Annotated in this window: 19 protein-coding genes, 1 tRNA gene and 1 pseudogene; 6 read left to right on the top strand and 15 right to left on the bottom strand. The window is 63.3% G+C overall.

Features of this window, described 5'->3' with window-relative positions; genetic code table 11:
- Positions 1-51 precede the first annotated feature (51 nt).
- Complete coding sequence (gene ubiB / locus X773_RS47210; protein WP_023675323.1) at positions 52-1,626, bottom strand: 2-polyprenylphenol 6-hydroxylase; 1,575 nt, start codon at positions 1,624-1,626, stop codon at positions 52-54.
- 70 nt (positions 1,627-1,696) lie between these two features.
- Positions 1,697-2,473 carry a bifunctional demethylmenaquinone methyltransferase/2-methoxy-6-polyprenyl-1,4-benzoquinol methylase UbiE gene (gene ubiE, locus X773_RS47205; protein WP_023675322.1) on the bottom strand — a complete coding sequence of 259 codons (777 nt, stop codon included), beginning with the start codon at positions 2,471-2,473 and terminating at the stop codon, positions 1,697-1,699.
- Positions 2,474-2,639: 166 nt separating this feature from the next.
- Here ubiE and X773_RS47200 point away from each other — a divergent pair, with 166 nt between their 5' ends.
- The 3 genes from X773_RS47200 (at position 2,640) to X773_RS47190 (ending at position 5,047) form a co-directional block, all read left to right on the top strand.
- Positions 2,640-3,614, top strand: coding sequence for an adenosine deaminase (locus tag X773_RS47200; protein ID WP_023675321.1), 975 nt, complete (start codon positions 2,640-2,642; stop codon positions 3,612-3,614).
- Between the two features lie 142 nt (positions 3,615-3,756).
- Positions 3,757-4,386: a uracil phosphoribosyltransferase gene (gene upp, locus X773_RS47195; RefSeq protein WP_023675320.1), complete on the top strand. Its 630-nt coding sequence runs from the start codon at positions 3,757-3,759 to the stop codon at positions 4,384-4,386.
- A 100-nt stretch (positions 4,387-4,486) separates the two neighbouring features.
- Positions 4,487-5,047, top strand: a complete 561-nt coding sequence (locus X773_RS47190; RefSeq protein WP_023675319.1) for a TIGR02281 family clan AA aspartic protease — start codon at positions 4,487-4,489, stop codon at positions 5,045-5,047.
- A gap of 109 nt (positions 5,048-5,156) precedes the next feature.
- Here the strand turns inward: X773_RS47190 and deoA are convergent, their stop codons facing one another.
- The 6 genes and pseudogenes from deoA to X773_RS47160 form a co-directional block, all read right to left on the bottom strand.
- On the bottom strand, positions 5,157-6,476 hold the full coding sequence (gene deoA / locus X773_RS47185; RefSeq protein WP_023675318.1) for a thymidine phosphorylase: 1,320 nt from the start codon (positions 6,474-6,476) through the stop codon (positions 5,157-5,159).
- A pseudogene (locus X773_RS47180) lies at positions 6,476-7,301 on the bottom strand (purine-nucleoside phosphorylase). Before X773_RS47180 ends, deoA begins: the two are co-directional and overlap by 1 nt.
- Positions 7,298-7,690 carry a cytidine deaminase gene (cdd, locus tag X773_RS47175; RefSeq protein WP_023675315.1) on the bottom strand — a complete coding sequence of 131 codons (393 nt, stop codon included), beginning with the start codon at positions 7,688-7,690 and terminating at the stop codon, positions 7,298-7,300. Before cdd ends, X773_RS47180 begins: the two are co-directional and overlap by 4 nt.
- Before the next feature lie 6 nt (positions 7,691-7,696).
- Positions 7,697-8,668, bottom strand: a complete 972-nt coding sequence (locus tag X773_RS47170) for an ABC transporter permease (protein WP_023675314.1) — start codon at positions 8,666-8,668, stop codon at positions 7,697-7,699.
- 1 nt (position 8,669) lies between these two features.
- Positions 8,670-9,809 (bottom strand): ABC transporter permease, encoded by a 1,140-nt coding sequence (locus X773_RS47165; protein WP_023675313.1) that lies wholly within the window; start codon positions 9,807-9,809, stop codon positions 8,670-8,672.
- Positions 9,806-11,338 (bottom strand): ABC transporter ATP-binding protein, encoded by a 1,533-nt coding sequence (locus X773_RS47160; protein WP_023675312.1) that lies wholly within the window; start codon positions 11,336-11,338, stop codon positions 9,806-9,808. The genes X773_RS47165 and X773_RS47160 overlap by 4 nt, the downstream gene beginning before the upstream one ends.
- 181 nt (positions 11,339-11,519) lie before the next feature.
- Here X773_RS47160 and X773_RS47155 point away from each other — a divergent pair, with 181 nt between their 5' ends.
- A complete protein-coding gene (locus tag X773_RS47155) occupies positions 11,520-11,729 on the top strand; it encodes a SlyX family protein (protein ID WP_031211352.1) in 210 nt (69 codons plus the stop codon).
- An 84-nt stretch (positions 11,730-11,813) separates the two neighbouring features.
- Here X773_RS47155 and X773_RS47150 read toward each other — a convergent pair whose 3' ends face one another.
- From X773_RS47150 to X773_RS47140, 3 genes are all read right to left on the bottom strand, one after another.
- Positions 11,814-12,803 (bottom strand): BMP family ABC transporter substrate-binding protein, encoded by a 990-nt coding sequence (locus X773_RS47150; protein ID WP_023675310.1) that lies wholly within the window; start codon positions 12,801-12,803, stop codon positions 11,814-11,816.
- A 215-nt stretch (positions 12,804-13,018) separates the two neighbouring features.
- Positions 13,019-13,681 carry a peptide-methionine (S)-S-oxide reductase MsrA gene (gene msrA, locus X773_RS47145; RefSeq protein WP_023675309.1) on the bottom strand — a complete coding sequence of 221 codons (663 nt, stop codon included), beginning with the start codon at positions 13,679-13,681 and terminating at the stop codon, positions 13,019-13,021.
- Between the two features lie 66 nt (positions 13,682-13,747).
- Positions 13,748-14,071, bottom strand: a complete 324-nt coding sequence (locus tag X773_RS47140) for a hypothetical protein (protein WP_023675308.1) — start codon at positions 14,069-14,071, stop codon at positions 13,748-13,750.
- A 429-nt stretch (positions 14,072-14,500) separates the two neighbouring features.
- Between X773_RS47140 and X773_RS47135 the strand changes: the two genes are divergently transcribed.
- Positions 14,501-14,590 (top strand) — tRNA-Ser (locus X773_RS47135).
- Positions 14,591-14,800: 210 nt separating this feature from the next.
- Here X773_RS47135 and X773_RS47130 read toward each other — a convergent pair.
- From X773_RS47130 to X773_RS47120, 4 genes are all read right to left on the bottom strand, one after another.
- On the bottom strand, positions 14,801-15,208 hold the full coding sequence (locus tag X773_RS47130; RefSeq protein ID WP_023675307.1) for a hypothetical protein: 408 nt from the start codon (positions 15,206-15,208) through the stop codon (positions 14,801-14,803).
- 268 nt (positions 15,209-15,476) lie between these two features.
- Complete coding sequence (locus X773_RS0137335) at positions 15,477-15,749, bottom strand: hypothetical protein (RefSeq protein ID WP_031211351.1); 273 nt, start codon at positions 15,747-15,749, stop codon at positions 15,477-15,479.
- A gap of 462 nt (positions 15,750-16,211) precedes the next feature.
- Complete coding sequence (locus X773_RS47125) at positions 16,212-16,811, bottom strand: YdeI/OmpD-associated family protein (RefSeq protein WP_023675306.1); 600 nt, start codon at positions 16,809-16,811, stop codon at positions 16,212-16,214.
- A 120-nt stretch (positions 16,812-16,931) separates the two neighbouring features.
- The gene (locus tag X773_RS47120) at positions 16,932-17,357 is read right to left on the bottom strand and encodes a cupin domain-containing protein (RefSeq protein ID WP_023675305.1); all 426 of its coding nucleotides are present in this window, start codon (positions 17,355-17,357) and stop codon (positions 16,932-16,934) included.
- 321 nt (positions 17,358-17,678) lie between these two features.
- On the opposite strand from X773_RS47120, the gene X773_RS47115 reads away from it, so the two are divergent.
- A complete protein-coding gene (locus X773_RS47115) occupies positions 17,679-18,113 on the top strand; it encodes a DUF3597 domain-containing protein (protein ID WP_023675304.1) in 435 nt (144 codons plus the stop codon).
- Positions 18,114-18,477: the final 364 nt, after the last annotated feature.

The following is an 18,477-nucleotide window of genomic DNA, read 5'->3' as shown; positions in this document are numbered from 1 at the left end:
CCCGAAATCGGTGAAAGCAATGATAGCAATGCAATCACCTTGCAACAAGCGCTAGAATATACGCCAGGCGATGTATACCAGGGTCAATGCGATCACCCACAGCGCCAGCCGGCCGGAGCGGGTGTAGCGCGCCTCGGCCTTGCCGATGGCGCGCGCAGTCCTTTCGTCGAAGCGCAGGCCGTTTTCGGCCATCAAGTCGATTTCGCGCGACAGCCGCTCGGTGCGGGCGGCGAGGTCCGGCGCCTGGCGGGCCAGCGCCAGCAGCGCACTGGCACCGTCGCGCGCATCGGCCAGCAGCGCGCGCGGGCCGAGATTGCGGGCAATCCAGCCGCTGACCACCGGCTCCGACGTCTTCCACATGTTGAAGGCCGGATCGAGCGTGCGGGCGACGCCCTCGACAACGACCATGGTCTTCTGCAGCAGCACCAGCTCGGATCGCGTCGCCATGTCGAACAGGTCGGTCACCTCGAACAGCAGCGTCAGCAGCTTGGCCATCGAGATGGTCTCGGCCGGCTGGCCGTGAATCGGTTCGCCGATCGCCCGGATCGCCTGGGCGAAGGCCGCGACATTGTGCTGGCGCGGCACGTAGCCGGCCTCGAAATGAACTTCGGCGACGCGCTGGTAATCGAGCGTGATGAAGCCGTAGAGGATTTCGGCGAGGAACCGGCGCTCCTTCCTGCCGAGCCGGCCGGCAATGCCGAGATCGACGGCGACGATGGTGCCGTCGGCTTCGATAAACAGGTTGCCCGGGTGCATGTCGGCGTGGAAGAAACCGTCACGCAGCGTATGGCGCAGAAACGACTGAACGAGGTTGGCGGCAATCGCCTTCAGGTCGTGGCCGGCGGCGGCTAGGCCGGCAATATCGTTCATCTTGATGCCGTCGACCCATTCCATGGTCAGCACGTCACGACCGGTGCGCTCCCAGTCGACCGACGGCACACGGAAGCCGGGATCGTCCTTGGTATTCTCGCCGAGCTCCGAAAAAGCCGCCGCCTCCAGCCTCAGGTCCATTTCGATTTTGGTCGTCTGGGCCAGTGTCTCGGTCACCTCGACCGGCCGCAGCCGGCGCGACGACGGGATGTATTTTTCCTGTAGCCGGGCGGCGAGGAAATAGCTTTCGAGATCGCGAAAGAAGCGGCGGCGCACGCCCGGCCGGATGACCTTCACCGCCACTCGCCTAACGACGCCGTCCTGCAGCGTTTCGGCGGTATGGACCTGGGCGATCGAGGCGGCGGCGACGGCCTCGCCAAAACTGACATAGAGCTCGTCGACCCTGCGTCCGAGCGAGGCCTCTATCGCGGCGACAGCCTCGGCCTTCGCAAACGTCTGCATCTTGTCCTGCAGCATGGCGAGATCAAGCGCGATATCGTTTCCGACGACATCCGGCCGTGTCGCCAGGAACTGGCCGAGCTTGACGTAGGACGGGCCGAGCCGCACGACCGCCTTGGCCAGCCTGTCGCCGCGCTCATAGGCAAGCGCGCGACGGCGGGTGAACAGCCGGGCCATGCGCCAGCCGAATTTCGGCAAGCCGAAGAGCTCGTCACCGGGCAAAGCCGCGATGACGCCCTCGCGCACAAGCACCCAGCCGGCCCGTACGAGCCTGAAACCAGCGCCGATGCTGCTCATGGCTGGCTTTGCCCCGCCGATTTCCTAGACCGGCGAAGAGCACATTGAGTACGAAAGATACGGGCCAGCCTCAAAGCTTCCAGCCCGAGTGGAGCGCGGCGATGCCGCCGGAGTAGTTGCGGAACGAGGCGCGGTCGAAGCCGGCGCGGGAAATCATCGCCGCGAAATTCTGCTGATTGGGAAACTTGCGGATCGATTCGACCAGATAGGAATAGGGCTCGTCATCGCCGGTCACCGCCTTGCCGATCCGCGGAATGGCGTTGAACGACCATGCTTCATAGACCTTGTCGAGCAGCGGCATCTCGACCTCGGAGAATTCAAGGCAGAGAAAGCGCCCGCCAGGCTTCAGCACGCGATAGGCTTCGGCAAGCGCCACATCGATGCGCGGCACGTTGCGGATGCCGAAAGCGATGGTGTAGGCGTCGAAAGTAGCGTCGGCAAAAGGCAGTTCCTCGGCATTGGCTTCGACGAAATCGGTATTTGCCGACAGGCCCTTTTTCTCGGCCCGGTCGCGGCCGACGGCGAGCATCGAGCCGTTGATATCGAGAACCGTTGCATGAGCGTGCCTGCCGCTCGCCTCGACGATGCGGAAGGCGACATCGCCGGTGCCGCCGGCAACGTCGAGAACGCTCCAGCCCGGCCGCTTCGGTGGATTGAGCCAGGCGACCATGGCGTCCTTCCACAACCGATGCAACCCGGCCGACATCAGGTCGTTCATCAGGTCGTAGCGGTTCGCCACCTTGTGGAAAACATCATTGACCAGGGACTGCTTGTCGCCTGGCCCTACCCGCCTGAAACCATAGGAGGTTTCCATGCCGCCCGCAGCCGTGGTTCTTTCAACCGACATCGTTTTGATCCGCCATAAAATCGGCGGGACCATAGCCGATCGATGGTGCGGGCGCTATTGTTTAAGGCGCGGTGTTCGGCCGCGCTTCGAAGCAGGTTCCGGAAAGTGTCACACGGTTTTCCGACAGGAACCTGCGTCATAAGAAAAAGCCTGACGGGATAATTGAATGCCTTTGAAAGCAGAACTGCACTGCCACATCGAAGGGGCAGCGGCGCCTGAACTCGTCCTCCGCCAGGCTGAGAAATACGGCAAGGATGCCTCGCCCTACATCCAGGACGGCTCCTTCGTCTGGCACGACTTCACCTCTTTCCTCGCCGCCTACGACTTCTCGTCGGACCTGTTCCGCACCGAAGAAGACTATGCGCGGCTGGCCGACCATTACCTGACCAGCCTCGCCCGCGACGGCGCCATCTATTCCGAGGTTTTCACCTCGCCCGACCATGCCAGCAAGGCCGGGCTGTCGCCGAAGGCCTATACCGACGCGCTCGGCGAAGGCATGGCCCGCGCCAAGGCGAAGACCGGCATCGAAGGCCGCATGATCGTCACCGGCGTGCGCAATTTCGGTGTCGAATCGATCGAGCGGGCGGCGCGTTTCGCCGCGCGCTGCGGGCATCCGCTGGTCACCGGTTTCGGCGTCGCCGGCGACGAGCGGATAGGCGACCTGGAAGATTATGTCAGGGCCTTCGAGATCGCCCGCGAGGCCGGCCTCGGCATCACCGTCCATGCCGGCGAATTGATGGGCTGGGAGAGCGTCGAGGCGGCACTCGACCACATCCGCCCGTCTCGCATCGGCCATGGCGTGCGCGCCATCGAGAACCCCGAGCTTGTGCAGCGCATCGCCGACGAAGGCGTCGTGCTCGAATGCTGCCCTGGCTCCAACATCGCCCTGAAAATCTTCGACAGCTTCGCTGACCATCCCTTTCCCGCCTTGAAGGCGGCGGGCTGCAAGGTGACGCTCAACTCCGATGACCCGCCCTATTTCTGGACCTCGCTGAAACGCGAATACGACATCGCTGCCGAGCATTTTGCGATGGACGACAAGGCGCTCACCGCCGTCACCAGGACGGCCATCGAGGCAGCCTTCGTCGACAGGAAGACCAGGGCGGCGCTGCTGGGCAGGCTCGGCGCCAAGGGCAGGTGAATGGTGAATGGTGAATGGTTCACCCGGCGCTTCGGTCCGTCAACCGCGAGTTATTCCGCGCAACCAAGGACTCGCAAACCAGTTCACTATTCACTATTCACCATTCACCATCCACTATTCACCTGCGCAGTTGGAGAACACCATGAAGGGCGTCACCGTCGTCGACCATCCGCTTGTCCAGCACAAGCTGACCATCATGCGCAAGAAGGAAACCTCGACGGCCGGCTTCCGGCGGCTGCTGCGCGAGATCTCGCTGCTGCTCGGCTACGAGGTCACCCGCAACCTGGAACTGACGACGACGACCATCGAGACGCCGATCGAAACGATGGAGGCGCCGACGCTGGAGGGCAAAAAACTGGTCTTCGCCTCGGTGCTGCGCGCCGGCAACGGCTTGCTCGAAGGCCTGCTCGATCTGGTGCCGGCGGCGCGTGTCGCCCATATCGGCCTCTATCGCGACCATGAGACGCTGGAAGCGGTCGAGTATTTCTTCAAGGCGCCGGGCGACCTCGCCGACCGGCTGGTAATCGTCGTCGATCCGATGCTGGCGACCGCCAATTCGGCGATCGCGGCGATCGATAAGCTGAAAGGCCGCGGTGCCACCAACATCCGCTTCCTCTGCCTGCTGGCGGCACCAGAGGGCCTTGAGCGGTTTACCCAGGCGCATCCCGATGTTCCGGTCTTCACCGCTTCCATCGACCGCCAGCTCAACGAAAAGGGCTACATCATGCCGGGTCTCGGCGATGCCGGCGACCGCATGTACGGCACCAAATAGATCCGTTTACCGATTGTTTACGCAAACGGCTGGTTTCCGCACTCGTTAAAGCGGCAATCACCATGTCGGACTAAGGATCGGCAACCACAAAGGCCGGTCCATGCTGCGCAAGCTCCTCATCCTTGGCGTGTTTGCCGGAACGTCGGCATCGCTGCCGATCGTGTATCAGTCCAATTCACAGGTAATCGAGCGGCTGTTGAAATCCGCCATCGGAGCCAGGCCGGCCGACACACAAACCGACCTGAATCTCGCCGCCGTCCCGGACAGGCCCACAGCGCCGCAGCCGCTCGGCCGCAAGGTCGTCGTCACCGCGGACTCGCGCGGGCATTTCATGTCGGTCTTCAGGTTGAACGGCCGCCAGATCGACGGCATGATCGATACCGGTGCCACGCTCGTCGCCATCAACACCTCGACTGCGCGCCGGATCGGCATCTCGCTCAATTCGACGGACTTCAGCCATCAGGTCAACACCGCCAATGGTGCGATCAAGGCCGCCGTGGTGACGATTGATCGCCTGCAGATCGGCAGGATCACCGTCGAGGGCGTCGAGGCCGTCGTGCTCGACGACAGGGCGCTGCACACCAACCTGATCGGCATGAGCTTTCTGCAGCGGCTCGAAAAATACCAGGTCGAAGACGGCAAGCTGCTGCTGGTTCAGTAGAACGTGATCCCGAACCGCAGGTCCGCGCCAGCGAAAAGTGGGGACCGGTTTTCGGACAAGATCGTGGTCCAAAGAAAGATAGAGCCCATCCGATACTATCGGAATGGCTCTACCCGCGCGGCAGGATCCGCCGGATGACGGTTTTCTCCGTGGCCGGTTTGGAAGTGCCGATGGTATAGGCCGAAAGCACGGCGGCCGCGGCCGCTTCGGCATCCCCGGTATTGCGGGCATGGATCAGCGCCAGTGCTTCGCCGGCCCGCACTTCAGCGCCGACCGGCAACAGCCTGGTGATGCCGACGGCGTGATCGATCCTGTCGTCGGGCCGCGTCCGCCCACCGCCAAGCCCGACCACGGCAAGCCCGATCTCGCGGGTCGCGATGCCGGTGACAAAGCCGTTCGCGCTCGCCTTGACCGCGAATTCCGTTGCCGCTTTCGGCAAATATTTTTCCGGATTGTCGACAAAGTCGACGGGTCCACCCAGTGCCGCCACCATGCGCGCGAAGATGGAAGCGGCGCGGCCGCCGGCCAGCGTTTCGGCGGCGCGGCGCAGGCCGTCCTGGTTGGACGACACCAGGCCTGCCGATTGCAGCATCTCGGCGGCCAGCGCCACCGTTACGTCCTCCAGCCGCCGGTCGCGAAAGCGGCCGGTGAGAAAATCGACGGCGTTGCGCACCTCGACCGCATTGCCGGCGGCGGACGCCAGCGGCTCGTTCATGCCGGTCACCAGCGCCGAGGCCTTAAGGCCGGCGCCATTGGCGACGTCGACCAGGCTGTTGGCCAGTGCGGTTGCGTCGCGCGATTTCTCCATGAAGGCGCCGTTGCCGACCTTGACATCGAGCACCAGCGAACCAAGGCCGGCCGCCAGCTTCTTCGACAGGATCGAGGCGGTGATCAGCGGCACCGATTCGACCGTTCCCGTCACATCGCGGATCGCGTAGAGCCTGGCGTCGGCGGGTGCCAGATCGGCGGTCTGGCCGATGATGGCGCAGCCGGTTTCGAGCACGGTCTTGCGGAAGCGTGCAACATCCGGCTGGCTGATATAGCCGGGGATGGCATCCATCTTGTCCAGCGTGCCGCCGGTATGGCCGAGACCCCTGCCGGAAATCATCGGCACATAGGCGCCGCAGGCAGCGACGATCGGCGCCAGCATCAAGGAGACATTGTCGCCGACGCCGCCCGTCGAATGCTTGTCTGTGACCGGGCCGGGCAGATCCGACCAGTCGAGCACATCGCCGGAATCGCGCATCGCCATAGTCAGCGCCACCGCCTCGTCGCGGCTCATGCCGTTGAAGAACACCGCCATGGCAAAGGCGCCGACCTGCGCGTCGGTGACTGCGCCGGCGGTCAGACCCTCGATGAAGAACGCTGTCTCCTCAGCCGAGAGCTTCTGGCCGTCGCGCTTGCGGCGGATGATTTCCTGGGGAAGCATCAGGCGTCGACCCTGTGCTCCGGAAGCCCGTCCTGAAAAACACGCTGCAGGATGGTCGCCAGCCGCGCGCCGCCGACCGGCGCCATGTCCTTGGTCTCCTGGTGCGACAACTCGGCTCCGGTCATGCCGGCGGCAAGGTTGGTCACGACCGAACAGGCGGCGACGCGCAGCCCGAGGAAGCGCGCGAGAATGACCTCCGGCACCGTCGACATGCCGACCGCGTTGGCGCCCATGACGCGCGCCATGCGGATCTCGGCGGGCGTCTCGAAGCATGGGCCGGAGAACCACATATAGACGCCCTTGTGCAGCGTGGTACCGGTGGCCTTCGCCGCCTGCTCGATGGCGGAGCNCGGAGCGGAGACCGGCGTCGTAGGCTTCGGTCAGGCCGACGAAACGGCGGTCGCTCGGTTCGCCGATCAGCGGGTTGGAGCCCGAGAAATTGATGTGATCGGTGATCAGCATCACCGAGCCCGGGCCCATCCCGGGATCGACCGAACCGGCGGCGTTGGTGAGGATCAGCCTGGAGATGCCAAGGCCGGCGAGCACCTCGAGTGCCGGCCGCATCGCCGCCGCGTTGCCGTGCTCGTAATAATGCGCCCGGCCGGACAGCATCAGCACCGGCGTGCCGGCAAAGAGCCCCGCCACCACCTCGCCGGCATGGCCGCTGACGCCGCTTCGGGGAAACCCCGGCAAGTCGGCGTAGGAGATGCGCACCGCATCCTCGACCTGGTCGACAAGCCCGCCAAGCCCTGACCCCAGCACCAAGGCGGTGGTCGGCGCCAGCCCGTCCAGCCTTTCGACGAGGTGATCGAGCGCTTCCTTCATTTCAGCACATCGCCTTCAAACCCGTATGGCAGCAACTCGCCCATGGTCACGGTCTCAACCACGCCGCTATCATCGCAGAGATAGAACTTCGTCTCCGGCCGGCAGAATTCCGCCAGCCGCTGCCGGCAGCCGCCGCAGGGCGAGCATTTTGCCACGCGTTCGGCGATCACGGCGATTTCCGTGATCTTGCCGCCGCCGCCCATGACGTAGTGGCCGAGCGCGGTGGTTTCGGCGCACCAGCCCTCCGGATAGGACGCGATCTCGACATTGGCGCCCGTAAAGACACGGCCGTCCTCGGTGCGCAACGCCGCGCCGACCGGAAATTTCGAATAGGGCGCATAGGCCTTGGCCATGGCGGCTTTCGCCGCTTCGAACAGATCATGAGCCATGATAGATCAGCGTTCCTTGACATAAGGCACGCCGCCGGCGCGCGGCGGGATTGCCTTGCCGATGAACCCGGCAAGCAGGATGACGGTCAGCACATAGGGCAGCGCCTGCATGAATTGCACCGGCACCTTGCCGATCAGCGGCAGCGGCGTGCCTTGCAGGCGGATCGACGCCGCGTCGAGGAAGCCGAACAGCAGGCAGGCGAACATGGCGTTGACCGGTTTCCATTTGGCGAAGATCAGCGCGGCCAGCGCGATATAGCCCTTGCCGGCGGTCATGTCCTTCACGAAGCCGCCATTCTGCACCATCGACAGATAGGCACCGGCAATGCCGGTGAGCACGCCGGTGCAGATCAGCGCCCGGTAGCGCAGCCAGGCGACCGATATGCCGGCGGTGTCGACCGCGGCCGGGTTCTCGCCGACGGCGCGCAGGCGCAAGCCGAAGCGGGTGCGAAACAGCACCCACCAGGTGAACGGCACGGCCAGGAAGGCGAGATAGACCAGCACGGAGTGGCCGGAGATGAGTTCCGAATAGATCGGCCCGAGGATCGGCACGCTCCTGAGCGCATCCGCGCCCGGCCAGGTGATTGCTTCGAACCGCTCGCCGGCGGCCAGCGCCGGCGTGCGCCCGCCTTGCTGGAACCAGGCCTGGCCGAGCATGATCGTCGATCCGGCGGCAATGAAATTGATCGCGACACCGGAAACGATCTGGTTGCCGCGATGGGTGATCGAGGCAAAGCCATGGATCAGCGCGAAGGCGACCGAGATCAGGATGGCCATGCCGAGGCCGATTAAGGCCGAGTGAAAGACCGAGGCGGCCGCGGCACCGGCGAAGGCGCCGGCAAGCATCTTGCCCTCGAGCCCGATGTCGAAGACGCCGGCCCGCTCCGAGTAGAGGCCGGCGAGACAGGCGAGCAGCAAGGGCACCGACAGGCGGATGGTCGAGTCCAGGACCTGTACGATGGCGTTGAAGAAATCCATCTCAGGCGCCCTTCCCCTTGACCGCTTCCATGCCGACCGATTTCGGGCTGAGTGAGGCGAACAACGCCTGGACGTAGGGCCGGAACATATGCTCGAGCGCGCCGGCGAACAGGATGACGAGGCCCTGGATGATAACGATCATGTCGCGGCTGATCGCCGGCATCTCGAAGGCGAGTTCGGCGCCGCCCTGGTAGAGCATGCCGAACAATATTGCCGCCATGACGATGCCGACCGGATGCAGGCGGCCCATCAGCGCCACCGCGATGCCGACGAAACCGGCGCCCGAAACGAATTCGAGTGCGACATTGTGCTGGTCGCCCATCGTCGGGTTGAGCGCCATCATGCCGGCTAGCGCGCCCGAGATCATCATCGCGATGATGATGATGCGGATCTCCGAAATGCCGGCATAGCGCGCCGCTTTCGGGCTGTGGCCATAGGTGCGCATCTCGTAGCCGAGCTTGGTGCGCCAGATCAGCACCCACACCAGGAAGGCCATGGCTAGCGCCAGCAGGGAACTGACGTTGAATGGCGCCGAACGGATTTTGGCGCCGAACAATTCGATGACCCAGTTGAGCTTCGGCAGTTGCGCGCCTTCGAGGAAGGTGCGCGTCTGCGGTGCCATCGAGGCGGGGGGCTTCAAGTACCCGACCAGCGCACGGACCATGACGCTGGCGGCGATGAAATTGAACATGATGGTGGTGATGACGATGTGCGAGCCGCGCTTGGCCTGCAGATAGGCCGGGATCAGCGCCCACAGCGCGCCCATCGCCGCGGCGGCGATAATGGCGATCGGGAAGGTCAGCCACCAAGGCAGCACGCTGTCGAAGGCCAGGCAAACAATGCCAATGCCGAGACCGGCGATATAGCCCTGGCCCTCGCCACCGATGTTGAACAGGCCGCAATGCGCCGCAACCGCCACCGAAAGCCCGCTGAAGATGAAGGTGGTGGCATAGAAAAGCGTGAACGCGATGCCTTGGCCGCGGCCGAAGGCACCCTCGACCAGGACGACGGCTGCACGCAGCGGGTTCTCGCCGACCAATATGACGACGAAGCCGGCGACGACGAATGCGACGAACAGATTGATCAGCGGGATCAGCACATAATCGGCCCAGGCCGGCAGCTTGGCGTAGGGAGTGCTCACTCGGCGGCCTCCCGGTGCTCGACGCCGGCCATCAGCAGGCCGAGCTCGCCCTCGGTCGCGTCGGGGCCGCGTTCGCCGACGATGCGGCCGGCAAACATCACCAGGATGCGGTCGGACAGCGAGCGGATCTCGTCGAGCTCGACCGAAACCACCAGCACCGCCTTGCCCTGGTCGCGCATGGCGATGAGGCGCTTGTGGATGAATTCGATGGCGCCGACATCGACGCCGCGCGTCGGCTGGCCGACGATCAACACGCCGGGATCTTGTTCCATTTCCCGCGCCAGCACGATCTTCTGCTGGTTGCCGCCGGAGAAATTGGCGGTCTTGAGGCGGCAGTCCGCCGGGCGGATGTCATATTTGACGATCTTGTCCCGGGCATCGTTACGGATGGCGTCGATGTCAAGGAACGGCCCCTTCAGATAGCGCTCGTCGTCCTGGTAGCCGAGGATCGAATTCTCGTTCTCCTCGAAGGCCAGCACCAGCCCGACATGATGGCGGTCCTCCGGCACATGGGCAAGGCCGCGCTCGCGCAGCTCGCCAGGGTCGGCGGCGCCGGTGAGGTCGATCGGCTTGCCGTCGAGCATGACCGAGCCCGAAACGGCATGCCTGATGCCGGAAATCGCCTCGAGCAATTCGGACTGCCCGTTGCCGGCGACGCCGGCAATGCCGACGATCTCGCCGGCATGGACGTCGAAGGAGACGTCATCGACCATGGTGACGCCGCGGGAATCCTTGACCGTCAGGTTCTTGACCGCGAGCTTGACGCCGCCGGCCTTCGCCTCGCCCTTCTCGACGCGCAGCAGCACGCGCCGGCCGACCATCAGCTCGGCCAGTTCCTCGACTGTGGTCTTCTTGGTCTCCCTGGTCGCCACCATCGTGCCCTGGCGCATCACCGAGACGGTGTCGGTGATCGCCATGATCTCGCGCAGCTTGTGGGTGATCAGCACGATCGTCTTGCCCTGCTCCTTCAGCTGCCTGAGGATGCGGAACAGATGGTCGGCCTCGGCCGGCGTCAGCACGCCCGTCGGCTCGTCGAGGATCAGGATCTCGGCGCCGCGATAGAGCGCCTTGAGGATTTCGACGCGTTGCTGCAGGCCGACCGGCAACTCCTCGATGATGGCGTCGGGATCGACTTCGAGCCCGTATTCGCGCTCGAGCCGCTCCAGCTCGGAACGCGCCTTGGCGATGCTCTTCTTCAGCAGCGCATCGCTTTCGGCGCCGAGAATGACGTTTTCCAGCACCGAGAAATTGTCGACCAGCATGAAATGCTGATGCACCATGCCGATGCCGAGCGCGATCGCATCGTTCGGCGTCTTGATCGATGCCGGCTGGCCGCCGACACGGATCTCGCCGGAATCGGCCTGGTAGAAACCATAGAGGATCGACATCAGCGTCGACTTGCCGGCGCCGTTTTCGCCGACGATGCCATGGATAGTGCCGCGCATAATCTCCAGATTGATGTCGCGGTTGGCGCGCACGGCGCCAAAGCTCTTGTCGATGCCGATCAGCTCGATTGCGGCTTGCGCCATGCAGCCTGTTCCCACTGTTATTTTTTTACCGCTTGGTCAAACGCCTAGCATGACGCCCAGTCTGTGCCAATTGGGTCCGTACCAATTGGCCGGAGCAGGGTTCACTCTCGACAAATCCCGCCATGCTTGTCAATTTCCAACGTGGCCGCAGCCTGCACAATCGCCTGATCGAGGATTTCAAATGACCATGCCCGAGGACCGGCTGACGACGCTGGAAATCCGCGCCGCCGAGCAGGAGAAGACCATCGAGGAACTGTCCGGCCAGATCGCCGAGCAGTGGAAGGTGATCGAGCGCATGCAGCGCAAGCTCGACGCGCTGGCCGAGCGCTTCCTGGCGCTGGAGGAACAGGCCGCGCCCGACGTGCCGGTGACCAAGCCGCCGCACTGGTGAGCGGGCCGACAAGACAAAACCGCCGGGCTTTCACCCGGCGGCTCGTCAGTTCAGCAGTGCCAGTCGATCAATAACGGCAATCGATCAATACGGGCAGGCATTGTCCGACATGTAGTCGTGCACCTTGATGGTGCCGGCTATGATGTCGGCCTTGGCTTTTTCGACCGCCGCCTTCATTGCATCGTCGACAAGCGCCTTGTTGTTGTCGTCCATGGCGTAGTCGACGCCGCCTTCCTTGAGGCCGAGATCGTTAACGCCGGCCGTGAACTTGCCGTCCTTGGCATCCATGAAGGTGTTGTAGACGGCAACGTCGACGCGCTTGACCATGGAGGTCAGCACCTTGCCGGGCTGCAGGCCGTTCTGGTTGGAATCGACGCCGATGCCGAGCTTGCCGGCGTCGGCCGCTGCCTGCAGCACGCCGACACCGGTGCCGCCTGCCGCCGCGTAGACCACGTCGGCGCCCTGGTCGATCTGCGTCTTGGCGATCTCGCCGCCCTTGGCCGGATCGTTCCAGGCTGCGGGCGTATCGCCGGTCATGTTCTGGATGACGTCGGTGGCGCCGGCCGCCTTGGCGCCGCCGACATAGCCGCAGCCAAACCTGCGGATCAGAGGAATGTCCATGCCGCCGACGAAGCCTACCTTCTTGGTCTTGGAAGCCATCGCCGCCATCACGCCGACGAGGTACGAGCCTTCCTGCTCCTTGTAGACCAGGGAGCGGACATTAGGCTTGTCGACGACCATGTCGATGATGGCGAATTTGGTGTCGGGGAACTCGGTGGCGATCTTGTCCAGCGCATCTGCCCAGGAGAAGCCCGCCATGACGATCGGGTTGCGGCCGTCCTCGGCGAAGCGGCGCAGCGCCTGCTCGCGCTGGGTGGCGTTGCTGACCTCGAATTCCACATAGGGGATGCCGGTCTCGGTCTTGAACTTTTCAGCGCCGTTGAACGACGCCTCGTTGAACGATTTGTCGAACTTGCCGCCGAGATCATAGAGGATCGCGGGTTGAATGTCCGCGGCGAAGGCCGGAAGAACCATTGCAGCTGCGGCCATAAGGCCGAGAACGATACGTTTCATGTGATCCACACCCCTGTCGGTTATTTGTCCATTATGCACCGCATGCCGGCCCGGTTCTCCGGCAGGCATACGGTGTCGGGCAGGAGTGTCTTCCTCCCGCTTCGGGTCAATCTGGCACGGCCCGAAACAAAATTCACGTGGAATTTTGACCCTTTGGAAAAGCATGGCGCCGCATCGCGGCGCCACAGCATATTCCTTGCGTCAGGGGCATAAAATCAGGCGGAGACGGCGGCCGGAATGGCGCAGGAGACGCCGGTTCCCTGCAGGCCGCAATAGCCGTAGGGGTTCTTCGCCAGATATTGCTGGTGGTCTTCCTCGGCGAAGTAGAATTCCGGCGCCGGCGCGATCTCCGTGGTGATCTTGCCGCGTCCGGCGCCGCGCAGCGAACCCTCGTAGGCGTCGCGCGAGGCGATCGCAGCCTGGTGTTGAGCGTCGTTGAACGTATAGATCGCCGAGCGGTAAGTGGTGCCGACATCATTGCCCTGGCGCATGCCTTGCGTCGGGTCGTGGCTTTCCCAGAACAGCTTCAAGAGCTCGGCATAAGACACGATCTTGGGGTCGTAGACGACGAGCACGACTTCGGCATGGCCGGTGAGCCCCGTGCAGGTTTCCTGATAGGTCGGGTTGGGCGTGACGCCGCCGGCATAGCCGGCCGCCGTGACCCAGACGCCCTCGACTTGCCAGAACAGGCGCTCGGCACCCCAGAAGCAGCCCAGTCCGAACATCGCCGTTTCCATCCCTTCGGGATAAGGACCCTTAAGCGGCCTGTTCGAGACAAAGTGCTTCGATGCGGTCGGGATCGGCCGGTCGCGGCCGGGCAACGCCTCGGAGGGTTTCGGCAGGTTGAGCTTCTTGTTCAGCATGTCGCTGAGAAACATGTGTGGGTTCCTTTTCTTCTTGGTTGAGCCTCCCCGGTACGGGAACACCGGGTCAGGCTGGAAATGTCAGGTTGCGGCGAACCGCCCGCTGGGGCGCTGCCGCCTGTAACCGATGGCATAAAGAATGAACGCCAGCACCGCGAACACGGCAAAGCCGGGCTGGCTGAGCACCCAGGCGATGGCACCGTCCCACAGCAGCGGGTTGATCTTATCGCGGACGAAGCTTTCGAAGGCGCTGCGCGTATCCGGCGAGACAGCGAGCCAGCTGGTGTTGAGCGGGGTCATCACCAGCGCCGAAGCCGCCACCGAGCGGGTCGCATCGAGCACGGCCATGATGACCGAAACCGAAAGCGCGACCATTGCAGCGAGACGAAAGACGAAGCGGAACATCCGGACCCTTCCTCCCCAGGAGTTTATCAGAATGTCGTGTCGGACTGTTAGATAGGATCTACCCGCTTATTGCACAATCGCGACACGTGAAGTTGAACCCGCGACCGCCGGTTCGCCGGAACCGGTGGCGCGCCGGACGGCAAGCACACCTCTGCCGATCGTTTCGATAGGCTCCCAACGGGTGCTCCGATAACATGGGCTGAGCATCCCTATCCGGCAAAGCGAATAGACTGCCGTTATGTCTTGGCATTCGGCACCGGATCGACTAGATGAGCCCCGCGCCTGTTGCTTTGACGGCTCAGGTGCGGGGAAAGGGTATCCGCTGGTTGACGGCGCCCACGGCCGGAATTCCGGCACCGGAATCCCAAAGGAGATGCATCTCCCCAACCCGCGCGGCGAAACCGGCCGCGTCGAAAATGCTAAAGAGACGGAGAGGTGGCCGAGTGGTTGAAGGCGCACGCCTGGAAAGTGTGTTTACGGGAAACCGTAACGCGGGTTCGAATCCCGCTCTCTCCGCCAGTTAAATCTCACCGGTTCGCCAGCCTAAAGGGACACTGGACGGCGACTGCCGCTGCGGTGCAGGTATCTTGGGGCAGGCAGAGGGGGCGCGAAGGCTACGGAGCGGCTTTCATCTTCGCCGCACCCTTACCTCAGATCAGCCTACAACCAATCGGCCCGCGCTTCACCAGAAGCGCGGGCTTGGTCGACGCGGCACCATCGCCGCCCCGTCTAGCGCGGGACCGCTTGTATTCCCGAGACCGAGCGCTCTGTTTCGGCGGAGAAAACCACGAAGGCAAAGATAAGCACGGCGACAGCGACGATCATTGAGCCGGTGGCGACGATCGGCTCGAGCGCCGGATTTCCCTGCAGCATCAGGTAAAGAGCCGGCAGCATCACGACCAGGCCGAGATTGTAGACGCCATAGTGGATCATCGCGCTCCTGCGGGCAGCCTTCGCCGGGTTCAGCGCATAATAGCCGCCGAATATTGCACTGGTGACCCACCCCAGCAGGTTGATGTGCGCGTGAGCCGGAAACGCGCCGTGATCGCCTGAAATTGCCATCTGCAGGCCAGCTGCAATTCCCAGAATAAGAAAGATGATGGCTGTCTTGAAAAAGAGTTCCGAAACCTTAGGCATGTCATTCTCCCAAACCCGTTTTGCCGCCGCATCATGCTGTGGTTCCGGCGATCTTGCCAAGGGACCGTCGGGCCTGCGGCACCATTTGTCGCCGGCCTGACAGCCCGTTGGCGGCCGGCCGCCGGGCCTGGCCGGTTGCGAGTCCAGCCAGCAAAAAATATGCACTCACGCTAATTTAATTGCAACATTACCGGGCAGGCTTCATGTCGTTCTCGCCAGGAAAGTGTCCTGCACGATGGTGGTACCATACGCGCCAAAGGTCTGCCCGTCAGTGTTGCAGCAAGGCCTCGCCGAACTTCTCCCACAGCTGTGCGCAATCTGTTGCTCTGAGGCTGGGGGTTCCGAGTGGGCCATATCTGATGACGGCGGCGTGAACATCATAGCCAACGATAGGTGCATTGGCGACAAAGTGGATAGCCTCGCCCAATCGGCGGGGGCCAATTGGCGCATCGGTTTTGTTGGTGATGTCGAAGACACCACGAATATCCGCTTCCTGATTCCTGGCTGCCAACGCAGCCGCCATTACCCTTTCTTGCATCATCGAAATCTCTCCTATCGGTCTAAGTCTAAGAACCGCGGCTTGTGCCGGTCCGGCAGCTGACAACCGGCAAATCGAAGTGCCTTTTGCAGCATCTCGATTGGCTCTTGCTGCGAGCCACTCCGCCCGCTCCCGCGGCAAGCCGATAAGGCAACTGCCAGCGAAATCCGCAGGCACGTCCACGGTCGCATCAAACACGGCCCACGTGCCAGTCGGCTCCTGAACGGGCAAAAACCTCATAACAGCGCCTGCTAATATACTATGCCGACTGTGAGGACGAGACTTTTTCCTGCATCAACTAAACGAATGAGAGCTGGTGTCGAAGTGCCGGGCGACGCTCGTCGAAAACAAATCGTCGGCGACATCGCCTGGATCGAAGGTGGGCCTGAGCAGCGATCCGGCCGCATTCGGGGCTCGCCGACAGGGACAAGCACAAGACGCAGCGCCGGCACGCCTCGTCAGATGTTACTTTCTGCCCTGCGGATAGATCGTCTCGCCGCGCTTCAGCATCTCCACGAACGCCGCGATCTTCTTCTTGCGTCCGGCTTCGGTTTTCATGTTGTGGATGCGGAAGGCGAGTGCGAAGCGGTTTTGCCCGCTGAGCTTTGCCAGCATCTCTTTCGCCCTGGGCTCGGCGTCTATTGCCGCCTGGAGGTCGTCGGGGATCTTCATCTCCTTGCCGCTCTTGTAGGCGCGCGCCCAGCGGCCGTCGGCCTTGGCCGCATCGACCTGCCTCAGCCCGTGCTCGGTCATCCGGCCCTCCTCGATCAGCCGGGCGACATTGTCGACATTGATCTGGCTCCAGGTGCTCTTCTTGCCGCGCGGGGTGTAGCGCTGCAGGTAGCTTTTGCCGTCCAAGGCCTTGCGCACCGCATCGATCCAGCCCCAGCACAACGCCACGTCGATGGCTTGCTTCGGAGTGATCGACGGCAGTCCCGAATCGAGCTTATGGATCTTGATCCAGACTTCGTCCTCGCTGTCGTGATGCTCGCCAAGCCAGGCATGGAAGCTTTCGGCATCCCTGAACTCGCGCACCTTGGCGGGGTCGACCTTGACGGGCGCCATCAGCCGGTCCGCCCGTGACGCAGGCGCGTAACGACGCCGAACCGGTTGCCGGCCGCGCGCGCGCTCATCTCAGCTCCGAGTCCGCAATCCGCAGGCCTGGTGATTCTCGCCGGCACGCATTCAGCCCGCACGATTGGGCGTGCCGAGGACATGGGATTTCGGCGGCAGCATGACGTCGTCGAATGTCTGCGTGAACATCGCCGCCGCAAAGAAAGCGACGGCGCGCAGGGTTTCGGTGCCGGTGTTGACGAGGTCGTGCCTGACCGGCGTCGGAAGTACCAGGACGCTGCCGGGCCCGACCGGGTGGGTGCTGCCGCCCTCGATGTGCAGCTCGCCGGTGCCGGCGATGATGTATTGCGTCTCTTCGGTGGCGTCGCTGTGCCAGCCGAGCCGCTTGCCGGGCTCGATCTCGTAGACAATGACCGAGGACTGGGTGGTGCCGTGCCCGCCGTAAACCGCGAAAGCGCCGGCCCATTTGACCGACGGATCGTCCTCTGCCCAAACCAGCGAACGTTCGAGCCTGTCGGATGCGACGACTGCTGTCATGGCTTCGTTCCTCTCAGCGAATTGCGAACACGAATCTAGATGATTTTTCTGGTCTGCGTCAGCAAAACTGGCTGCTGACCGTTCCCTCGCCCATAGCGCGTGACGATTTGTCGGGCCGCGATCCGACCTATTCTACTCTCGGGCCGGATCACTGAGCCGATTCCCCAATGCAACCAAGCCTTTACCTTTTAGCCAGTTTTAAGTTGCCCCTGCGTTGCGTTCGTGGTCCGGTACAACCAGGGCGCTCAATGCGGCATTCGGCAACGGTCGCCCCACCGACCGTCAAGGCAACACACCGTCGAGCCAACACAGGAGATAGCAATGGGCATTTTCGACAGTATCAAAGGTGCGATTTTCGGAAACGCGGTTGCGGCCGAAGCGCCGCCGGCGCAACCGTCTCCCGCGCCTGCTTCGAGCACGGCCACCCAGCCGACGGCGCCTACCCGATCCGCCCCGGCTGCAACCCCGGCTCCGGCCGCGCCGGCCGCGCCGTCCTCTGCCCCGGACATCGCTGCCATTCTCGACAAGGCGGTGGCCGCGAAGGGGCAGAAACTCAACTGGAAGAATTCGATCGTCGACCTGATGAAGGCTCTGAATATCGACAGCAGCCTCGGCGCCCGCAAGGAGCTTGCCCACGAGCTGAACTACACCGGCGATATGAACGACACTGTAACGATGAATCTGTGGCTGCACGACGCACTGATGAAAAAGCTGGCCGAGAATGGCGGCAAGCTTCCGAGCGACCTGGCCGCCTAGAGTCACAAGACAAGCAATTCCAGGAAAACGTGTGAACGGTTTTCCGTCCGGAATTGCGTCAAACAAAAAGACAGACCGGTTCGGCGTTTCCGTGAAACGACGAACCGTCCCGGTCCTGCCCGCACCGTGGTTCTTGCTGCGCTGGCTTCGGCCGCAACCGAGCAGACCACACTGCCAAGCATCAGACTGCCAGTAAATAAAATTGAGACCGATCCCGGCCGCCGGGATTGGGTCTATGGCGAAGTCGCATGGCACAAAAGCGCTGCCGCCTCGCGCCCGGATTGCCTCCCGCAAAACCGACGATTTCGGTCGCTGCCCACGCGCTGGTAGGACCACCATTTCGCTGGCGAAACGCGACGTTCGG

The organism is Mesorhizobium sp. LSJC280B00, assembly GCF_000502835.1.
Lineage (GTDB): Bacteria > Pseudomonadota > Alphaproteobacteria > Rhizobiales > Rhizobiaceae > Mesorhizobium.
The sequence above is the reverse complement of the archived record's forward strand: the minus strand, read 5'-3'. Positions and strand labels throughout refer to the sequence as shown.